Origin of the sequence: Kitasatospora sp. NPDC001527, assembly GCF_040298605.1 — a bacterium.
Taxonomy (GTDB): Bacteria; Actinomycetota; Actinomycetes; order Streptomycetales; family Streptomycetaceae; genus Kitasatospora.
Genome location: NZ_JBEPAM010000069.1, coordinates 13905 through 33470 on the forward strand (window position 1 = coordinate 13905; position 19566 = coordinate 33470).

Annotated in this window: 13 protein-coding genes and 1 riboswitch; of the genes, 5 read left to right on the forward strand and 8 right to left on the reverse strand. The window is 73.4% G+C overall.

The genetic code is table 11. The annotated features are described in order from the left end of the window. Positions 1–298 precede the first annotated feature (298 nt). The gene (locus tag ABT238_RS35740) at positions 299–1216 is read left to right on the forward strand and encodes a hypothetical protein (RefSeq protein WP_350805149.1); all 918 of its coding nucleotides are present in this window, start codon (positions 299–301) and stop codon (positions 1214–1216) included. Positions 1217–1276: 60 nt separating this feature from the next. Here the strand turns inward: ABT238_RS35740 and ABT238_RS35745 are convergent, their stop codons facing one another. Next, complete coding sequence (locus ABT238_RS35745) at positions 1277–3397, reverse strand: hypothetical protein (protein WP_350805154.1); 2121 nt, start codon at positions 3395–3397, stop codon at positions 1277–1279. Between the two features lie 386 nt (positions 3398–3783). Further along, positions 3784–3944: riboswitch (cyclic di-AMP (ydaO/yuaA leader) on the forward strand. Here ABT238_RS35745 and ABT238_RS35750 point away from each other — a divergent pair. Both ABT238_RS35750 and ABT238_RS35755 read left to right on the forward strand, forming a co-directional pair. Beyond that, positions 3931–5223, forward strand: a complete 1293-nt coding sequence (locus tag ABT238_RS35750; RefSeq protein WP_350805160.1) for a transglycosylase family protein — start codon at positions 3931–3933, stop codon at positions 5221–5223. Its footprint overlaps the riboswitch before it by 14 nt. Before the next feature lie 148 nt (positions 5224–5371). Continuing rightward, positions 5372–5572: a hypothetical protein gene (locus ABT238_RS35755; RefSeq protein WP_350805162.1), complete on the forward strand. Its 201-nt coding sequence runs from the start codon at positions 5372–5374 to the stop codon at positions 5570–5572. A gap of 93 nt (positions 5573–5665) precedes the next feature. Here ABT238_RS35755 and ABT238_RS35760 read toward each other — a convergent pair whose 3' ends face one another. From ABT238_RS35760 to ABT238_RS35790, 7 genes are all read right to left on the reverse strand, one after another. Beyond that, positions 5666–6685 carry a LacI family DNA-binding transcriptional regulator gene (locus tag ABT238_RS35760; protein ID WP_350571715.1) on the reverse strand — a complete coding sequence of 340 codons (1020 nt, stop codon included), beginning with the start codon at positions 6683–6685 and terminating at the stop codon, positions 5666–5668. Positions 6686–6710: 25 nt separating this feature from the next. Next, entirely contained in the window at positions 6711–8417 is a 1707-nt protein-coding gene (locus ABT238_RS35765; protein ID WP_350571717.1) for a glycoside hydrolase family 13 protein, read from the reverse strand. Between the two features lie 59 nt (positions 8418–8476). After that, positions 8477–9388 carry a sugar ABC transporter permease gene (locus tag ABT238_RS35770; RefSeq protein ID WP_350571719.1) on the reverse strand — a complete coding sequence of 304 codons (912 nt, stop codon included), beginning with the start codon at positions 9386–9388 and terminating at the stop codon, positions 8477–8479. Between the two features lie 37 nt (positions 9389–9425). After that, positions 9426–10427, reverse strand: a complete 1002-nt coding sequence (locus tag ABT238_RS35775) for a carbohydrate ABC transporter permease (RefSeq protein ID WP_350571720.1) — start codon at positions 10425–10427, stop codon at positions 9426–9428. A 109-nt stretch (positions 10428–10536) separates the two neighbouring features. Then, positions 10537–11814: an extracellular solute-binding protein gene (locus ABT238_RS35780; protein ID WP_350571721.1), complete on the reverse strand. Its 1278-nt coding sequence runs from the start codon at positions 11812–11814 to the stop codon at positions 10537–10539. A gap of 318 nt (positions 11815–12132) precedes the next feature. Continuing rightward, positions 12133–13218 carry an aldose epimerase family protein gene (locus ABT238_RS35785; RefSeq protein ID WP_350805190.1) on the reverse strand — a complete coding sequence of 362 codons (1086 nt, stop codon included), beginning with the start codon at positions 13216–13218 and terminating at the stop codon, positions 12133–12135. Positions 13219–13386: 168 nt separating this feature from the next. Further along, positions 13387–16431, reverse strand: coding sequence for an ATP-binding protein (locus ABT238_RS35790; RefSeq protein ID WP_350805194.1), 3045 nt, complete (start codon positions 16429–16431; stop codon positions 13387–13389). Positions 16432–16725: 294 nt separating this feature from the next. On the opposite strand from ABT238_RS35790, the gene ABT238_RS35795 reads away from it, so the two are divergent. Together ABT238_RS35795 and exaC are read left to right on the forward strand one after the other, a co-directional pair. Continuing rightward, positions 16726–17673, forward strand: coding sequence for a terpene synthase family protein (locus ABT238_RS35795; RefSeq protein ID WP_350571726.1), 948 nt, complete (start codon positions 16726–16728; stop codon positions 17671–17673). Between the two features lie 255 nt (positions 17674–17928). Beyond that, entirely contained in the window at positions 17929–19452 is a 1524-nt protein-coding gene (gene exaC, locus ABT238_RS35800) for an acetaldehyde dehydrogenase ExaC (RefSeq protein WP_350571727.1), read from the forward strand. Positions 19453–19566: the final 114 nt, after the last annotated feature.

The window sequence follows — 19566 nt, forward strand, 5'->3', positions numbered from 1 at the left end:
CGGACATAGCCGACTGAATCGGCAAGCCGTCGCTAACCGCCCGTAGGCGAACACCCGCCGATTGTTGATCTTCGAACGCCGGGAGTCGCCCTTTCGTGACCCTCCGTCAGGCCGCCCGCGCGCTGTGAGACATCTCACGCGCGGGAGCGGCAACGCGGTTCCCCTTCCGGCGCATCTGAGCGGGTACCGGGAGAACTGCCGCCCGGGGGCCGGTTATGTCCGCATTTCCCCGCGGCCTCCCCGCCCGGTTCGGCAGCCGACTGCGGGCCGGGCGGACCGATGTCCTACGATCTCCGCCATGAGCACCGCAGCCATCCCGGGCGCGCCACTGCCCGTCCGCACTCCAGGCTCCCGTGCGCGGGGGCGCCACCGCCGTCCCGAGCGCCCCGAGATCCCGGCCGGTTCCCCGGCCCTGCTGCTCGCCGTCCCCGCGGCCGCCGGGCCGGAATCCCGGCCCGTCGTCGAGGAGCTGCTGTCCATCGTCCGCAGCGAGCAGAACGGCGTGCGGACCGCCGCCGGCTACCTCCCCTCCGGTGACGGCGGGGCGAGCGGTGAGCGCACCGTCGCCGAACTGCTGACCGAGGCGGCCGAGGCCGGCCTGCCCGCGCCGGTCGTGGTGCCGCTGGTGCCCGGCCCGCACGACTTCCTGCCCGAACTGCACCGGCTCGCCGCCGAGTACGGCGCCCCCGTCACCGACGCGCTGGGCCCGCACCCGCTGCTCGCCGAGGGCGTCCACGTCCGCCTCTCCGAGGCCGGGCTGGCCCGTGCCGACCGCGCCCGGCTGTTCGCCATCGCGACCGCCGCCGACGGCGTGGTGCTCACCACCGTCGGCGGGCAGGCCGCGGCCGACGCCGCCGGCATCACCGGCATGCTGCTGGCCGCCCGGCTCGCCGTGCCGGTGGTCGCCGCCGCGCTGGACCTGCCCGGCTCCGTCGCCGACGCCGTCGCCCACCTCAAGGAGATGGGCGCCCAGAACCCGGCGCTGGCCCCGCTGGTGATCGGCCCGGAGGCGGACGCCGAGCTGCTCGCCACGGCCGCCGAGGAGTCCGGCTGCCCGTCGGCCGCGCCGCTGGGCGCGTACCAGGCGGTGGGCCAGCTGCTCGCCTCCACCTACCTGGCCGCGCTGCCGGCCGTCGCCCCCGAGGCCGGGGCCGACGAGTCGGACGCCGACGAGGCCGACGGCACGCGCGCCGGCGGGCGGCACGCCGCCCAGTAGCACCCCGTCACGCGGAAGGGCCCGGAACGGACGCACCGCCCCGGGCCCTCCTCGCGTTCCCTACCGGCCCACCCGGGTGGTGGGCGCGGCGGCGTCCTTCAGCTTCAGCGCGGGCACCTGCACCGGCCGCGACTGGCCGGCCAGCGTGGGCACCGCGGCCGCGGCGGCGTTCCACTGCGGCTGGGCGGTGCCCTCCTCGCCCGCCCGGCGCACCTGGAGCACCTCGGTGGACCCGGCCCGGCGCAGCAGGACGTTCTTGGGCGGACCGGCCTGCGGGTCCAGCCACAGCTCGTTGCCGCCGAACTCGCAGTCCAGCACCAGCACGTCGTCCGGCTTGCCGTCGGCCCCGGCGCGGAAGGCGATCCCGGCCCGGCGGTAGCCGGTGAACCGGCAGCGGCCGAAGGTGACCGACTCCCCGGCGAGTTCGTGCCGCGCGGTGGAGACCGCGAAGTCGCTCTTCCCGGCCGCGTCGATCAGCAGCCCGTCGAAGACGGTGCCCCGGTCGCGGCCGAGCGAGTGCAGCGCCACTCCCCCGCCCGCGTTGCCGTACAGCACGCTCGCGGTGTAGTCGAAGTCGTTGAGGTAGGCGCCGTGCTCGATGCCCCAGCCGCCGTTGTGGTACGCGGCGAACTCGGTGACCACGTGGTGCTGCTTGGCGTTGAGCCAGACGAAGATGCCGTCCTGCAGGTTGTTGTGGGCCAGGCAGCGCTGGAAGGTCCAGACGCCCTCGCTGTTCTCCGGCCACTCGAAGCCGGAGGCGCCGTTCGCCCCCTGCACGCCGACCGCCACGCAGTCCAGCGCCTTGCCGCCGGTGCCCGCGCCGAGGTTGAAGCCGGTCAGCCGGTAGGCCCGGGGGTTGGGTTCGAGCAGGGTGCGGGAGGCGACGCAGGACTCGTAGACGATGTCGTCGGACGGCTGCTGGGGGGTGCGGGTGTCCAGCGGACCGTCCCACCAGTAGGCGTCCTCCCAGGTCTCGTGGCTGATGCAGCTGCGGAAGGTGATGCCGTGGCTGGCGTGCGGGACGTACGCGTGGCTGCCGGCGTCGCGGACCACCACGCCCTCGACGACGGTGCCGCGGGTGGCGTCGCCGAGCCGGTGGAAGTGCAGTCCGTACCGGCCGAGCACCGGCGCGGTGACCGGGGCGGTGCCGTCCGGGCCCTTCCAGGTCTCCCTGGTGTCGGCGCGCGGGCCGACCCAGCGCAGCGCGGCGTGCCGCACGTCGGCCCGGCGGGAGCTGGTGAGGTGGACGTGGGTGCGGCCCCCGGCGGTGCCCTCGACCCGGACGCTGCGGGTCAGGTTGAGCACCTCGGCGCCGACGGTGACGCCCCCTCCGGCGGCGACCCGGGGGTGGGCGTACCGCAGCGGGGCATCCAGGGTGACGGTGGTTCCGCTGACGGACCGGATGGTGACGAGGTCGTAGCCGGCGGCGAAACCCTCCTGGTCGGGCGGGCCGGTCGGGGTGACGGCGAGTTCGTCGCCGGGCAGCCAGCCGGCCGGCGGGGAGGTGAGGTTGACGACCGTGTCGCCGGCCCCGAGCTCGCGGTCGGCGCGGACCCAGGCGGTCTTGGCGGCGCCGTCCAGCCGCAGGTAGCCGGCGCCGGTGACCCAGAGGCCGACGTCGGTGTCGACCACCTTCATGCCGTCGCCCTGGAACCGCTTCTCGTCGACGCCGGGGAAGCGCAGGGTGTGGACGTGGCCGCCGTCGGGGGCGAGGGCCAGGGCGCCGCGGACCTCGACGTTCCCGGCGGCGGCGAGGGTGACGGTGCGGTCGGCGGCGAAGGTGAGCGCGCCGCCCGGCTCGACCAGCAGGGAGCCGACCTCGGCGTCGGTGTCGAGCAGGACCCGGTCGGTGATCCGCACCGCGCTGCGCGGTCCCGGCGGGCTGCCGCCCCAGCCGGCCCGGTCGGACCAGCGGCGGCCGCCCTGGTCGACGGTGGGCGCGGGGGCGGGCTGCTCGGGGGCGCCGGTACCCGGGGGGCCGGTGCCGTCCGGCGGGGCGGCGCCGTGGCCGCCGTCGGAGCCCATCGGGCCGGCGGCCTCGGTCGGGGTGGTCCCGATGACCGCGGCCGGGGTGACCAACCGGGTCTCGCCGGTCAGCGAGCGGCGCAGGATCTCCTCGCCGCTGATCGCCGCGAAGGCGGTGCCGACGGCCAGCCAGCGCAGTAGTGCCCGGCGGGTCAAGTGAGTTCGGGACGGTTCGGTCGGGATGTCCGCTCTGCGGTGCTTTGCCCGGCGATGCGCTCCGCGTGGCCGGGCGGCCGGACGGGGGGTGTTCGGCTCCTCGTCGATGCCCATCGGTGCGTAGCCCTCTCTCCGGACGGCTGCGGCGGTGCCGGCGCGCCGCCGACGCTCTGAAGCATAGGCAGTTGCGTTGGCCACGACCGGCGTTGCGGAAAACCGGTCATTTCTGATCATGAAGGACAGCCGCTCAGCACGGATTTCGCAAACCGTGACGAGCGTCACACATGTTTGCGGTTTGAACGCGCCTCTGCTTAACGTGCTCCCCGTTCGTGGCCACACGGACCCAGCACGTCCGCGACGCCGAGTCCTGCCGTCGGGCGCGCTGGCAGCGCAATGCACCACGGCAGGAGCGGGGGAACCACAGGTAGTTCGCCCAGGACCGGTCCTCGGACCGGCCCCGGGCTAGGGGTGAAGCCGCGTCCACAGCGCGGCCGGGCAACTCCGGCCCGAATCCGACAGCTCACCTCGCAGGCGTGGGAGAGGACCACGTCTTCATGCTGCCCACCAACGGCACCCGACTGTCCGGCCGTACCCGTCGCGCGATCGCCGCCCTCGGCGTCGCGGGCATCGGCCTCACCGTCCCCGGCCTGACCGCCGGCACCGCCTCGGCCGCCTCCGTCGCCACCTGGGACAAGGTGGCCCAGTGCGAGAGCGGCGGCAACTGGAGCATCAACACCGGCAACGGCTTCTACGGTGGCCTCCAGTTCACCAACTCCACCTGGTCCGGGTTCGGCGGCACCGCGTACGCCGCGCGCGCCGACCTCGCCACCAAGGACCAGCAGATCGCGATCGCCGAGAAGGTCCTGGCCGTGCAGGGCCCCGGCGCCTGGCCGGTCTGCTCGGTCAAGGCCGGTCTGACCAAGGGCGGCACCCCGGCCGCGGTGGACACCTCCGCCGCCGCCAAGCCGGCCACCCAGGCCCCGGCCGCGCAGACCCCCGCCGCGCAGTCCCCCGCCGCGCAGGCCCCGGCCGCCAAGCCGGCGGGCAAGCCCGCCGCGCAGCCGCAGGCCGCCACCACCGCGCCCGGCACCGCCCCCGCCGCCGAGCAGCGCCAGAGCGACCGGCAGTGGCGTCAGCAGAGCGGCCAGCGGGCCTCCGAGGCCTACACCGTGGCCGCCGGCGACTGGCTGTCCACCATCGCCGACGAGCAGCACGTCCAGGGCGGCTGGCAGCGCCTGTACGAGCTCAACCGCGCCACCCTGACCGACGGCCCGCACGCCATCTACCCGGGCCAGCGGCTGAGCCTGGGCGACCGTGCCCAGGGCCAGGGCTTCGACTGGTTCAACCGCGCCCAGGGCGACACCCGGGCTCCGTCCGCGCAGACCCAGACCCAGACCCCGGCCACCAAGCCGGCGAACAAGCCCGCCGCGCAGGCCGAGACCCCGGCGCCGGCCCCGACGGCCACCGGCAGCATGGCCGCCGCCGTCGCCTTCGCCCAGTCGAAGGTCGGCCAGGCCTACGTCTACGGCGGCACCGGCAACGGCGGCTGGGACTGCTCCGGCCTGACCCAGGCCGCGCTGCGCGCCGCGGGCATCTCCGTCCCGCGCGTCGCCGCCGACCAGGCCGCCGCGTCCACCCACGTCTCGCTGGACGCCCTCAAGCCGGGCGACCTGCTGTTCTGGTCCAACAACGGCAAGGACTCCGGCGTCTACCACGTCGCGCTGTACATCGGCGACGGCAAGTACGTCGAGGCCGCCAACCCGAGCTCGGGCGTGCGGACGCAGACCGTCGCCAACTGGGCGCCGGACTTCGCCGGCCGGGTCTGATCCCGTCACGCCGCGGCCCCCGGGGAGAGTCCGGTCGCTCCTCCCCGGGGGCCGCGGCATGCCCGGACGCGGGCGCGCGAAGAGCGGCCATGGTCAAACCGGGGCCGCACCGGGCATGCTGCTGCCCTGCACCCGAGGAGGAGTCACCATGGCCCAGGTCACCGTCACGCTCGACGCCAACCTCGCGATCGACGCGATGATGCTGTCCGGCACCAGGAACCCGCAGGACGCCGTCGAACTGATCCTCCGCGACTACCTGGAGCGGGGCCGGCGCACCGAGACCCGCACCGGCGACGCCGCCGACGGCCACCGGGTCATCCAGGACCGCCCGGTCGCCCAGGAGGGCTGAGCGGCCGCAACGCCGAAGGGGCCCGGGAGCACATCCGCTCCCGGGCCCCTTCGGCACCCTGATCGGCGCACGGGCCGCTCAGTACACGGCTGCTCAGCGCGCGCGGGCGCCGGTCGAGCCGCGCATCACCAGCTCCGGCTGGAACATGAACTCCCCGCGCTGCGCGGCGTTGCCGCCGACCTCCTCCAGCAGCGCGTCCACCGCCGCGGTGGCCATCGCCTCCACCGGCTGGCGCACGGTGGTCAGCGGCGGCTCGGTGAAGGCGATCAGCGGCGAGTCGTCGAATCCGACCACCGAGATGTCCTGCGGCACCGCCAGGCCCCGCTGCCGGACCGCCCGTATCGCGCCGAGCGCCATCATGTCGCTGCCGCAGACGATCGCCGTGCAGCCCTTGTCGAGCAGCGCCCCGGCCGCCGCGTGCCCGCCCTCCACGCTGAACAGCGTGTGGTGGACGAGTGCCTCGGCCTCCTCCCGGCTGCGCCCGAGCACCTCCCGCATGGCCGCGGTGAAGCCCTCGATCTTGCGCAGCACCGGCACGTACCGCTGCTGGCCGACCGCCAGGCCGATCCGCTCGTGGCCGAGTTCGGCGAGGTGCTGGACGGCCATCCACATCGCGGCCCGGTCGTCCGGCGAGATGAACGGCGCGTCGATCCGCTCGCTGTAGCCGTTGATCAGCACGAACGGCACCCCGCGCCCGGCCAGCCGGGCGTAGCGGTCGTGGTCGGCGGTGGAGTCCGCGTGCAGGCCGGAGACGAAGACGATGCCCGCCACGCCCCGGTCGACCAGCATCTCCACCAGTTCGTCCTCGGTGGAGCCGCCCGGCGTCTGGGTGCAGAGCACCGGCGTGTAGCCGTGCCGGCTCAGCACCTGCTCGATCACCTGGGCCAGCGCCGGGAAGATCGGGTTGCTCAGCTCCGGCGTGATCAGCCCGATCAGGCCCGCGCTGCGCCGGCGCAGCCGGGTCGGCCGCTCGTAGCCGAGCACGTCCAGGGCCGCCAGCACGGTCTGCCGGGTGGCGGCCGAGACGTTGGCCTTGCCGTTGAGCACGCGGGAGACGGTGGCTTCGCTGACCCCCGCCTGCGCCGCGATGTCTGAGAGTCGCGCCGTAGTCACGATCCCAGAGCCTATTGCAACCACGTCAGACCTCCCACCAGTCGGTGCTGTCCGCGGCGAGCACCGCCTCGCCGTCCGCCACCACCGGGTCGGCGCCGGCGGAGGTGAGCAGCAGTCGGCCGGGGGCCGGTATCCGGACCGGGGCGCCGGTGGTGTTGACGGTGCAGACGAAGGAGCCGCGGCGGAACGCCAGGGTGCCCTCGGGGCCCTCCAGCCACTGGACGTCCGTGCCGGCGCCGAGGTCGGGCCGCGCCTTGCGGACGGCCAGCGCCGAGCGGTACAGCTCCAGGGTGGAGGTCGGATCGCCGGTCTGCGCCTCGACGCTGAGGCCGGCCCACTCGGCGGGCTGCGGCAGCCAGGACGGTCCGCCGGCGCTCGGGCCGAAGCCGTAGGGGGCCTCGGTGCCGGACCACGGGATCGGGACGCGGCAGCCGTCGCGGTAGCCGTCCTGGCCGGCCTGACGGAAGAACGACGGGTCCTGGCGGACCTCGTCGGGCAGGTCGGTGACGTCCGGCAGGCCGAGTTCCTCGCCCTGGTAGACGTAGGCGGAGCCGGGCAGCGCGAGCATCAGCAGGGTGGCGGCGCGGGCCCGGCGCAGGCCGAGTTCGCGGTCGCCGGCGGTGCGGATCTGGGTGCCCAGGCCCGGCGGGTTGGCGAACCGGGTGGCGTGCCGGGTGACGTCGTGGTTGGAGAGCACCCAGGTGGTGGGGGCGTCGACCGGGCGCATCGAGTCGAGCGAGAGGTCGATCACCGCGCGCAGCTCGGCGGCGTCCCAGGAGGTGCCGAGGTACTGGAAGTTGAAGGCCTGGTGCAGCTCGTCGGGGCGCACGTAGTTGGCGGTGCGCTGGACGGTCGGGGTCCAGGCCTCGGCGACGCCGATCCGCTGCCCCGGGTACTCGTCGAGGATCCCGCGCCAGCTGCGGTAGATCTCGTGCACGCCGTCCTGGTCGAAGAAGGGCATGACGTCGTTGCCGAGCAGCTTGAGCTGGTCGGCGCCGCCGAGGTCGGGCAGGCCGGGGGCCTTGACCAGGCCGTGGGCGACGTCGATGCGGAAGCCGTCGACGCCCATGTCCAGCCAGAAGCGCAGGATGGAGCGGAACTCGTCGGCGACGGCCGGGTTCTCCCAGTTGAAGTCGGGCTGCTCCGGGGCGAACAGGTGCAGGTACCAGTCGCCGGGGGTGCCGTCCGGGTCCTCGGTGCGGGTCCAGGCCGGGCCGCCGAAGATGGACTCCCAGTCGTTGGGCGGCAGTTCGCCGTTCTCGCCCTTGCCGGGGCGGAAGTGGTAGCGCTCGCGCAGCGGGGAGCCGGGGCCCTCGCGCAGGGCGCGCTTGAACCACTCGTGCTGGTCGGAGGAGTGGTTGGGGACGAGGTCCACGATGATCCGCAGGCCCAGCTGGTGGGCGTCGCGGATCAGCGCGTCGGCGTCCAGCAGGGTGCCGAACACCGGGTCCACAGCGCGGTAGTCGGCGACGTCGTAGCCGGCGTCGGCCTGCGGGGAGGCGTAGAACGGCGAGAGCCAGACGGCGTCCACGCCGAGGTCGCGCAGGTAGGGCAGGCGGCTGCGGATGCCGGGCAGGTCGCCCATGCCGTCGCCGTTGGAGTCGGCGAAGCTGCGCGGGTACACCTGGTAGATGACCGCGTCCCGCCACCAGCCTCTGTCCGCGGCGGCACCGGCCTCGTGAGCGGTGGCGTCGGCGGCGGGCCGGGAGGTGTCGGCCAGGTTCTGGGTCATGGACGGTATCCCTTGGGAAGTGGGGGCGGAGCGGTCGGGACGTCGAGGGGTGACGTCGTTCAGGACTTCGAGGCGCCGGCGGTCAGGCCGGTCACCAGGTGGCGCTGCACCAGGTAGAAGAGGACCGAGGAGGGGATGGCGATCAGCACGGCGGTCGCGGCCATCAGGTTCCACTGGGCGTCGTGCTCGCTGACGAAGGTCTGCAGGCCGACGGCCAGGGTGTACTTGTCGGAGCTGAGCATGAAGGTGGAGGCGAAGGCGACCTCGGCCCAGGCGGTGAGGAAGGAGTAGAAGGCGGCGACCGCCAGGCCCGGGCGGGCGAGCGGCAGCACCAGGCGCCAGAAGGTGCCGAACGGGGTGAGCCCGTCGACCCGGCCGGCCTCGTCGATCTCCACCGGGATGGTGTCGAAGTAGCCCTTCAGCAGCCAGGCGCAGTACGGCACGGTGGTGGTCGAGTAGACCAGGATCAGGCCGAGGTAGCTGTCCAGCAGGTCGAGCTTGGACAGGATCGTGTACATCGGCACGATCAGCACGGCGATCGGGAACATCTGGGTGACCAGCAGCGACCACATGAGCGGCTTGTGGCCGGGGAAGCGCATCCGGGAGACGGCGTAGCCGGTGGAGGCGGCGATCAGCACGCCGAACACGGTGGTGACGCCGGAGACCAGGAAGGCGTTGCCGAACCACTTGAAGAAGTCGGTGTCGAACAGCACCGTCGAGTAGTTGGACAGCGTCAGCTTGCCGAGGATCTCGCCGGGGTGCAGGTAGTCGGTCTTGTCCGGGCCGAACGAGACGTAGAGGATCCACGCCACCGGGAAGAGCGCGATCAGGCTGGCCAGGGTCAGCGCGCCGTGCATCAGGGTCCTGGCGAGCGGGCCGGACTCGCCGCGGGGGCGGACCTTGGCCGGCCGGGCGGCGGGGGCCGCGGGCCGGGCGGTGAGGGGGGTGGGTCGGTCGGTGGTGGTGCTCATCGAAGTGCCTCCTTCGTGGTCGCTGGGTTCGCCGGGGTCAGCCGTTCGCCCGCTCGTTGCGGGCGAGCCAGCGGCGGTAGAAGGCGGTGAAGACGATCAGGATGGAGAGCAGGATGACGCCGTAGGCGGCGGACTGCGCGTAGTCCCGGGGCTGCTGGCCGAAGCCGAGCCGGTAGGCCCAGGTGACCAGCAGCTGGGCGTCGGGGGCGCCGTTGCCGAACAGCAGGAAGATGACGGCGAACTGGTTGAACGTCCAGATGATGCCGAGCAGCACGACGGTCGAGGAGACGGTGCGCAGGCCGGGCAGGGTGACGTGGCGGAAGCGCTGCCAGGCGGTGGCGCCGTCCATCTCGGCGGCCTCGTACAGCTCGGCGGGGATCGACTGGAGGCCGCCGAGCAGCGAGATCATCATGAACGGCACGCCGACCCAGGTGTTGACCAGGACGGCGGCGGCCTTCTGCGCGGTCGGGTCGTCCAGCCAGCCCGGCTCGGGCAGGTGCAGGGCGGAGAGCAGGCCGTTGACGGCGCCGCCGTCGGCGAGCATCAGGCGCCAGGAGAAGACGGTGACGAAGGTCGGCACGGCCCACGGCAGGATCAGCAGCATGCGGTAGACGGCGCGGCCGCGCAGCTTCTGGTTGAGCAGCAGGGCGAGGCCCAGGCCGATGGTGTAGTGCAGGCCGACGCACAGGGCGGTCCAGGCGATGGTCCACACGAAGTGCGACCAGAAGCGGTCGTAGGAGCCGGGGCCCCAGAGGATGTCGGCGTAGTTGTCGAAGCCGACGAAGCTGTAGCTCGCCGGGATCTCGTTGGCGCCGATCTTGCGGGCGACGTTGAGGCTGTTGGCGTCGGTGAGGGTGAGCCAGAGGCCCTCGGCGAGCGGGTAGAGCACCAGGACGCCGAGGACCAGCACGACCGGTGCGATCATCGCGTAGGCGTACCAGTGCTTGGCGTACGAGCGCTTGAGGCGCTCCATCAGGCCCGGACGCGGATCGCGCTGCCGGCTGCCCTGGCCGGTGGCGCCCTGCACGGCGACTGACATTGTTCGACACCTTCTCGGGGAGGTCCGCCGCCTCGCTTCGGCGACTGCTGCTACGGGGCCGGCCGTCCGGCCCACCGGGGGAACGGCGGGCCGGACGGCTGGGGAGGGACTACTTGGCGAAGCCCGGGAGGAGCTTGGCGTAGTCGGTGGCGACGGTGTTCAGGCCGTCCTGGGTCGCGGTGCCCTGGACGATCTTGCCGAGGTTGGTGCCCAGCGAGGCGAACAGCGAGCTGTACTCGGGCAGCTCGGGGCGCGGCTTGGCGCTGGACAGCACGGCCTGGAAGCCGGCGATGCCGGGGTCGGCCTTGACCTCGGCGGTGAAGGCGTCCTCGCGGGTCGGCAGCGTGGAGTTCTTCTGCGCGATGAAGGCCTGGCTCTCGGCCGAGGTCATGAAGGCGGCGAACTTCTCGGCGGCGGCCTTGTGGGCCTTGTCGGCGCCGGCGTAGACGGAGATGTTGTGGCCGCCGGTCGGGGCGCCGCCCTTGCCGGCGGTGCCGCCCGGGACCGGGGCGATGCCCAGGTTGGTCTTGTCGGCGAAGGCGGAGCCCTTGTAGATGTTGGTGATCTCCCAGGGACCCTGGACGATCGCCGCGACCTTGCCGCTGTTGAAGGCGTCCATCATGTGCGCGTAGGCGTCGGTGGTGACGTCGGCCTTGGCGGTGCCGGGCGCGGTGAACAGGGACTTGTAGGTCTCGATCGCCTTGACGGCCTCCGGCCCGGCGACGGTGATCTTCTTGCCCTTGGCGTCGACGGTGTCGGTGCCCTCGCCGAACAGGAACGGCATCGCGTAGTAGCCGTCGGCGGCCTTCAGCCAGAAGCCGTCGACGCCGGCCTTCTCCTTGACCGCGGCGGCGGCGGTCTTGAGCTCGTCCCAGGTGGTGGGGGCGGCGGTGATGCCGGCCTTGGCGAAGAGCTCCTTGTTGTAGAGCAGGCCGAGGGTGTCGGTGACCAGCGGCACGCCGTAGAGCTTGCCCTCGTAGCTGGCCTGCTGGATGAGGCTCGGCTGGAACTTCGCGGAGTCGGCGGCGGCCGGGGTGCCGTCCAGCGGCGCCAGGTAGCCGGCCTTGGCGAAGGCGGCGGTCCAGCCGACCTCGGAGCGGAACACGTCCGGGGCGCCCTTGGCCCCCATCGCGGTCTGGAGCTTGTTCTGCGCCTGGTCGAAGGGCACGTTGACGAAGTCGACCTTGACACCCGGGTTGGCCGCCTCGAACTTCTTGACGAGCTCCTGGTAGTTCGGCGCCTCGTTGGTGGCGTTCGAGGTGTCCCAGTAGGTGAGGGTGACCGGCCCGTCGGCCTTGCCGTCCGAGCTGGAGCCGCTGCTGCCACAGGCAGCCATCGAGACCGCGAGGGCCACAACGAGGGCAGAGGCCGCGATGCCACGCCGCATGAGAACTCCTTGGAGGGTGGGGGTGCCCGAAATAGTCGGAGACAGGCGCATAATGGCTGCCTTGCCTCGCGCCGACCGCACCGTTGCTGCCGCCGGGCCCGCAAGGAAGTTAACAGCGGGGCAACAGGTGCGGAAACCCTTTGCAGCAAGTTTCTGCAAGAAACGGCGATCGTTACGCCCGCGTGTCCTCCGCGTTGCCGCACAGTAGTGGACGTGCGGGCGCCTTGCGGATTTTCGTCCGGTTTGCCCCGGTCGGCCGCGCCGCCGGGGCCACCCTCCGTGGTGAAAGGCCGTGATGAAAGGCTCTTGCAGCCCCCGTCAGCCGACCGCGCCGAACCGCAGCAGGGTCGTCGAGCGGAACTCCTGCCCCGGGCGCAGCTCGGTGCTCGGGAAGGCCGGGTGGTGCGGGGCGTCCGGGAAGTGCTGGGTCTCCAGCGCGATCCCGGCGAACGGCCCGTACGGGACCCCCCGCGCGCCGGTGACCGCGCCGTGGAAGGTGTTGGCCGTGTAGACCTGGACGCCCGGCTCGGTGGTCCACACCTCCAGGGTGCGGCCGCTCACCGGGTCCTCCAGCCGCGCCGCCCGGGCCGGGGAGCCGTCCGCCGGGCGGGGCCGCAGCACCCAGTTGTGGTCGTAGCCGCCGGGGCCGGTCAGCTGCGGGTGGCCGTCGTGCACCGACTTGCCGATCGGCCGGGCGGTGGTGAAGTCGAACGGCGTCCCCGCCACCGGCTCGATCCGGCCGTACGGGATCTGCCGCTCGTCGACGGGGGTGTAGCCGTCGGCGTCCAGGGTGAGCAGGTGGCCGAGCACGTCGCCGGAGCCCTCGCCGGCCAGGTTGAAGTAGGCGTGGTTGGTGAGGTTGACCACGGTCGGCGCGCTGGTCACCGCGTGGTAGCGGATCGCCAGTTCGCCGTCCGCGCCGAGGGTGTAGTCGACGGTGACGTCCAGCGCGCCGGGGAAGCCCTGGTCGCCGTGCGGGCTGTGCAGCGACAGCCGGACGCCGCCGGGCACCTCCTCGGCCGCCCAGATCCGGTGCGCGAAGCCGTCCGGGCCGCCGTGCAGGGTGACCCCGCCGCCGGTCGGGGCGAGCTGGTGCTCCACGCCGTCGACGGTGATGCTGCTGCCGGCGATCCGGTTGGCGTAGCGGCCGACGACGGGGCCGTAGTGGCGGGCCGGGCCGAGGATGTCGGCGAGCCGGTCGGTGGAGAGCAGCACCTGGGCGGGGCGCCCGGCCCGGTCGGGGGCGACCACGGTGTGCAGGGTGGCCCCGAGGGTGAGCACGCTCGCCTCGTACGGGCCGGCGCGCAGCGTCCACCGCTCGATCGCGGCTCCCGCGCCCGAGGGCTCGAAGGGCTCGCGCCGCACGCTGGTGGTCTGCGGCCCGTTCGCCGGGGGCGTCGCCATGGCCTGCTCCTCATCCTGGCGGGCCACCGGAGCGCGCCCGCCCTTCGCCGGGGTACCGGGCCCCGGGCGGGGCCTGGTCGCCGAAAGCCTAGTGAGCCGGGACGGCGCGCAGGCGCTCATGCGGTGCCCGCGCGCCGTCCGGTGCGGCGTGCGCCCGGTGCCGGGGTGTCAGCGGCCGGCGCCGGACCCGCCTCCGGTGGTGTCCGGCCGGCCCGGGCGGTCGAGCGGGTCGGAGCCGTCCCGCTGCGCGGGCGGCAGGCCGAGCGCGGCGGCCAGGCCGTCGGGGCCGCTGCCGGCCTTGCGGTAGACGGCGGCCAGCCGGCGGTTGACCAGGCTGAGCGGGAGGGCCAGGTGATCGGCGATCCGCTGCGGCGGCACGCCCCGCACCGCCAGTTCGGCGATGTCCCACTCCGGCTGGCTGAGCGTCTCGCGCATGTCGCCGAGCCGGTTGGGCCGCAGGCCGTAGTTGGCCAGCTCGCGCCGGGCCCGGTCGACCAGCCCGTCCGCCGCGCAGTGCTGGGCCAGCTCGATGCCCTGGTAGAGGTACTCCTGGGCGTCCTCCAGCCGGCCGACCCGGCGCAGCGCGGCTCCGAGGTCGACCAGCGCGACGGCGTGCTCGTAGCCCGCCGGCGACTGGCCGAGGTGGGTGACCGCCCGCTCCAGCAGCTCGACCGCCTGCTGGCCGTCCTCGATCTGGGCGTGCAGGCGCAGCGCCGTGCCGATCGCCGAGGCGGTGCCGAACCGCTCCGCGTCGACGACCGAGCGCCGGGCGTACGCGCGGGCCCGCTCCGGCTCGTCCGGGGCGATCGCGATGGCCAGGTGCCCGGCCCAGGGCGCCCAGACCGTGTTGTGCCAGCCCCGGAGGTCCAGCTGGGCGCCGGCCTCGGTGAGCGCGGCCGCCGCGCCGGCGGGCCGGTTGACGGCGAGCAGCAGCTTCCCGTACAGCGAGGCGGCGTCCGGCAGCACCATCGCGGTGGCGTGGTACGGCGGGTGGAAGCCGAACTCCAGGGCGAGCTCCCAGGCCTCCTGGGGGCGGCCGCGGGCGATCAGGGTGTCGATCAGCACGCCGACCGCGTCCCAGGCCAGCGGCAGCCCGGCGCTGATCCGCTCGGACAGCCGCAGCGCGCGGCGCAGGAAGTCCTCGGCCTCGGCGAGCAGGCCGCGCCGGAAGCGGGCCAGGCCCATCAGGAAGTAGGCGAAGCCCCGGTGGGCACCGCTCCAGCCCGCGATCTCGAACTGGACGATGGCGTCCGCGAAGAGCCGCTCGGCCTGGGCGATCCGGTCGTTGTACGTGTAGGACAGGCCGAGCGTGGCGGGCAGCTCGAAGCCCCAGGTGTTGTCGGTCCAGCCGAGGCCCTTGGGCAGCCGGCCGTTGTCCAACACGTCGTCCGCGTGCCGCAGCACCTCGGCCGAGGGCTCGCCGCGCAGGGTGAGGTCCCAGGCCCGCAGTGCCAGCACCGCCCGGTCGGCCGCCTCCCGGCCGGTCAGGCTCTCGCACAGCGCGCCGAGCCGGGCGGAGCGGGCCGGCCCGTCCTCCTCGGACTTGCGGTAGGCGTGCCACATGAACGACGCGGCCTCCAGCCGCAGCCTGCCCGCCGGGTCCCCGTGGGTGCGCTCCGCCTCCTGCTGGCAGACCAGCGCGGCCTGGCGCAGTTCGCCGCTGTGCGCGAGCACCTCGGAGAGCCGGAAGGTGGCGTCGACCCGCAGCGAGGGGCGCAGCGGTCCCTCTTCCGGGTCCAGTGCGAGCTTCAGCTGGTTGACGGTGGCGACGGGGTCGGTGAGCAGGGCGGAACAGCCCAGCTCGTACAGCACCTCGGCGCGGTCCTGGTCGTCCGGCGGTTCGGCGAGCGCGCGGTGCAGACAGCGCTGGGCGGCCTCGGGCGCGCCGATCAGCAGGTGTTCGGAGGCGGCCCGGCGGAGCTTGCGCACGGTGCGGTCGTCGCCCTCGCCCGCGAAGGTCTCCACCAGGTGGCGGGAGGCGGCGAGCAGGCCGAGCCCGGCGTTCTCGATCTCGGCGGCGGCCACGCCGTGCATGCCGGTGCGGGTGGCCTCGGGCATGGTGTTGTAGATCGAGCTGGCGATCAGCGGGTGGACGAACTCGAGGTTGCCGTTCGGGGTGGTGGTGAGGACGCGCTGCTTGCGCAGCTCCTTGATGGACTCGCGGGCGCCCTCGGCGCTCTGGGCGGAGATCCGGGTGGCGAGGTCGGGCCGGATGTCGGTGCCGAGCATCGCGGCGGCCCAGGCGAAGCGCAGGTGGGCGGCGCCGAGCCGGTCCAGCCAGGACTTGAGGGTCATCCCGGTGGCGTCGACGGCGAGTTCACGCAGCTGGAGGGAGTTCTCCTCGACCGGCTCCAGCTCCTGGTCGCGGACCTGGTCGAGCAGGGCGACGACCTCGAAGGGGTTGCCGTTGACGACGTTCCAGAACTCGTAGCAGAAGGCGTCCTCGGCCTTGTCGCCGAGTTCGGCGCGGATCATGTCGGTGACCGCGACCAGGGACAGCCGGCTCAGCTCGTGCCGGCGGGTGGCGAGGCCGGCGACCGCGCGGTAGTGCGGATGGGACTCCGGTTGCCAGTCGGCGCTGTCGTCGCGGTAGGCGAAGACCAGCAGCACCGGCAGTTCGCGGGCCCGGACGGCGAACTGGGCCAGCCAGCCGAGCGATTCGGGGTCGGCCCAGTGCAGGTCGTCGACGATCATCACCAGCGGGGCGCGCCGCGGGGCGAGCTGGGTGAGGACGAAGTCCAGGCCGTCCCGGACGCCCTGCGGGTCGAGGCGGCGGGCGCCCTTCCTGGGCTGTTTGAGGCCCATCGCCGGTCCGACGACCTCTTCCCAGGTGCCCATCACCTGGCGGAACTCGTCGGGCTCCAGGCCGCCGAGCACCGGCTGGAGGAGCTGGCGCAGCACGTGGTACGGATCGTTGAACTGGCGCTCGCCGCCGCGGGCGAACAGGACCGTGGCGCCTTCGCGCAGCTTGGCGATCCGGCGCACCTCGTGCAGCAGACTGGTCTTGCCGATGCCGGGCCGGCCGGAGAAGGTGAGCAGTTCGCCGATCTCGGTGCCGCCGGCCGCGAAGTCGCGGCAGAGCTTGTCCACCGCGGCCTCGGCGGAGCGGAGTTCGGCGTCGCGGTCACGCAGTCTGATGCGATTGGGGGCGCCTTCCGCCTCCCGCGCGCCGGGCATCGCCTCCGCCCAGAATTCCCTGTCCCGCTCGGTCACCGTCGCGCCTCCGCCTCGCCGATCCCTGCTCGTGAGGCGAGGTTAGCGCCGCAGGGGGCCTGGTGGAGTGTATTCACGCAGGCGAGGGGCGAGTTGGAGGGTTTGGAGGACCTGCCGAGGGCAATTGCCCTATATCCCTAACGTCGGATCATTGCATCAGATACTCTACGCCCCGCGAGCCGAGTTGATCATGCCATGACCATGCCTTCCACTCCGGCAGCGCCGCCCCAACTCCCCCACCAACGCCCGCGATACCCAACCAGTGCCCCCACTTACCGCAGCCCCGGGAGTCCGATGTCTGACGACATTTCACTTCAGATTCCGTTCCCGCACCGTCGCAGCGACCACGGGCCGTACGCCGCCGAACTGCACCGCACCTGGCTGACCCGCCACCCCTTGCTGCCCGACCCGGCCCATCCGTCCTACGCGCACTGGGACGTGGTGGACCTCGCCGCGCTCGGCTATCCCGACGCCGGGCCCGACGAACTCGCGCTCGCCGCGGACCTGATGGGTTTCTACTTCCTCTTCGACGACCAGTTCGACGGCCCGCTCGGCCGCCGCCCCACCGAGGTCGCGCCGATCTGCGACCGGCTGATCGCCGTCCTGCACGGCGCGCAGGCCGACCGCGGGTCCCCCGTGGAGAGCGCCTTCGCCGACCTGTGGGAGCGCAGCGTCCAGGGCATGCCGGCGCGCTGGCAGGCGCGCGCCGCGTACAACTGGGAGTACTACCTCGCCTCGCACCCCGCCGAGGCGGCCGGACGGATCAGCCCGCGTCCGCCGGACCGGGCCGGCTACCAGGTGCTGCGGCGCGGCACCGCGGCGATGGAGACCATCTTCGACATGATCGAGCGGATCGGCCGCTTCGAGGTGCCGCCGGCCGTGCTGCACCACCCGGTGCTGCGCCAGTTGCGCCAGCTCGCCGCCGACATCCCCTCGCTCACCAACGACGTGCGGTCGTTCCCGCTGGAGGCGCCGCGCGGCGATGTCAACAACCTGGTGATGATCGTGCGGCGGGAGCGGGACTGCTCGGCCGAGGAGGCCTGCGCGGTGGTGATGGCCGAGGCGCAGCTGATGGTCGAGCGGGCCCGCGAGCTCTACGAGGGGCTGCCCGACGTGTACCGGGAGCTGGGCCTGGCCCGGGTGGAGCGGATCATCGCGCAGCGCTACGCCGACGGCCTGGTCACCTGGCTGGCCGGCTACCTGAGCTGGGAGCGCCGCACCGGCCGCTACCAGGCTGCTTGAACGACCCGCCGCTCGCCTCCGGGCCGCGGCGGGCGGCCGGAACGGGCCACCCTCCGTCGACCCCCGCCGCACGGACCGTAGCCGGATCGGCCGTCCCCCGGTTAGGGTGCTGCCCGGCGGACGCCCCGGAGGGGCACCTCCGCCCGCGTGTGTGTCCGTACCCTCCGCCGGGCCGCGCCCAGCGCGGCCCGGCGTGCACCGCTCCGGCCCACGCGCCGCGGCGGTGCCCCCGACAGCGCGAGGAGGCACCAGAGCATGCCGGTCTACCAGCCCCCCGGGCAGCCCGGATCCATCGTCGGCTACCGCCCCCGCTACGAGCACTGGATCGGCGGCCGGTGGACGCCGCCGGTCCTCGGCCGGTACTTCGAGAACCCCAGCCCGGTCACCGGTGAGGTCTTCACCGAGGTCGCCCGCGGCACCGCCGAGGACATCGAGGCCGCGCTGGACGCCGCCCACGCCGCCGCCCCGGCCTGGGGCCGCACCCCGCCCGCCGAGCGCGCCCAGGTGCTGCTGCGGATGGCCGACCGGATCGAGCAGAACCTCGAACGGCTCGCCGTCGCGGAGAGCTGGGAGAACGGCAAGCCGGTCCGCGAGACCCTGGGCGCCGACCTGCCGCTGGCCGTCGACCAGCTGCGCTACTTCGCCGGCGCGCTGCGCGCCCAGGAGGGCGGCGTCTCGCAGCTGGACGAGGACACCGTGGCCTACCACTTCCACGAGCCGCTGGGCGTGGTCGGCCAGATCATCCCGTGGAACTTCCCGATCCTGATGGCCGTCTGGAAGATCGCCCCGGCGCTGGCGGCCGGCAACGCCGTCGTGCTCAAGCCCGCCGAGCAGACCCCGGCCTCCGTGCTGCTGCTGGTCGAGCTGACCGCCGACCTGCTGCCGCCGGGCGTGCTCAACGTGGTCAACGGCTACGGCCTGGAGGCCGGCCGCCCGCTCGCCTCCAGCGACCGGATCCGGAAGATCGCCTTCACCGGTGAGACCACCACCGGCCGGCTGATCTCGCAGTACGCGAGCGGCAACCTCATCCCGGTCTCGCTGGAGCTCGGCGGCAAGAGCCCCAACCTGTTCTTCGCCGACGTCGCCGCCGAGCAGGACGCCTTCTACGACAAGACCGTCGAGGGCTTCGCGATGTTCGCCCTCAACCAGGGCGAGGTCTGCACTTGCCCCAGCCGGGCGCTGATCGAGTCCTCGGTCTACGACCGGCTGCTCGCCGACGGCCTGGACCGGGTGCGCGCGATGCGCCAGGGCAACCCCCTGGACACCGAGACCCAGATCGGCGCGCAGGCCAGCGACGAGCAGCTGCGCAAGATCCTCTCCTACGTCGAGATCGGCCAGGCCGAGGGCGCCAAGGTGCTGGCCGGCGGCGAGCGGGCCGACCTCGGCGGCGCGCTGTCCGGCGGCTACTACGTCACGCCGACCGTCTTCGAGGGCGTCAACGGGATGCGGATCTTCCAGGAGGAGATCTTCGGCCCGGTCGTCGCGGTGACCCGCTTCGAGGACTTCGACGACGCGGTCGCGCTGGCCAACGACACCCTGTACGGGCTCGGCGCCGGCGTCTGGACCCGCGACGGCAACACCGCCTACCGGGCGGGCCGCGCCATCCAGGCCGGCCGGGTCTGGACCAACTGCTACCACGCCTACCCGGCCCATGCCGCGTTCGGCGGCTACAAGAACTCCGGCATCGGCCGGGAGGGCCACAAGGCCGCCCTGGAGCACTACCAGCAGACCAAGAACCTGCTGGTCAGCTACTCCCCGCAGGCCACCGGTCTGTTCTAGTTCCCGCCTCCCGGGCGCCGGCGCGCACGCCCCGGAACGCGGAGTGGGAAGTCGGGCCGGCCGATGCCGGAGTTCTTGTAGCGGCCGAACGCGGCATGGGCCGGGTAGGCGTGG

Coding starts and splice junctions, on each gene's coding strand:
- ABT238_RS35755 (WP_350805162.1), top strand. CDS start 5,372: ATGGCCCAGGTCACCGTCACGCTCGACGCCAACCTCGCGATCGACGCG.
- ABT238_RS35795 (WP_350571726.1), top strand. CDS start 16,726: ATGTCTGACGACATTTCACTTCAGATTCCGTTCCCGCACCGTCGCAGC.
- ABT238_RS35775 (WP_350571720.1), bottom strand. CDS start 10,427: ATGTCAGTCGCCGTGCAGGGCGCCACCGGCCAGGGCAGCCGGCAGCGC.
- exaC (WP_350571727.1), top strand. CDS start 17,929: ATGCCGGTCTACCAGCCCCCCGGGCAGCCCGGATCCATCGTCGGCTAC.
- ABT238_RS35785 (WP_350805190.1), bottom strand. CDS start 13,218: ATGGCGACGCCCCCGGCGAACGGGCCGCAGACCACCAGCGTGCGGCGC.
- ABT238_RS35740 (WP_350805149.1), top strand. CDS start 299: ATGAGCACCGCAGCCATCCCGGGCGCGCCACTGCCCGTCCGCACTCCA.
- ABT238_RS35770 (WP_350571719.1), bottom strand. CDS start 9,388: ATGAGCACCACCACCGACCGACCCACCCCCCTCACCGCCCGGCCCGCG.
- ABT238_RS35780 (WP_350571721.1), bottom strand. CDS start 11,814: ATGCGGCGTGGCATCGCGGCCTCTGCCCTCGTTGTGGCCCTCGCGGTC.
- ABT238_RS35765 (WP_350571717.1), bottom strand. CDS start 8,417: ATGACCCAGAACCTGGCCGACACCTCCCGGCCCGCCGCCGACGCCACC.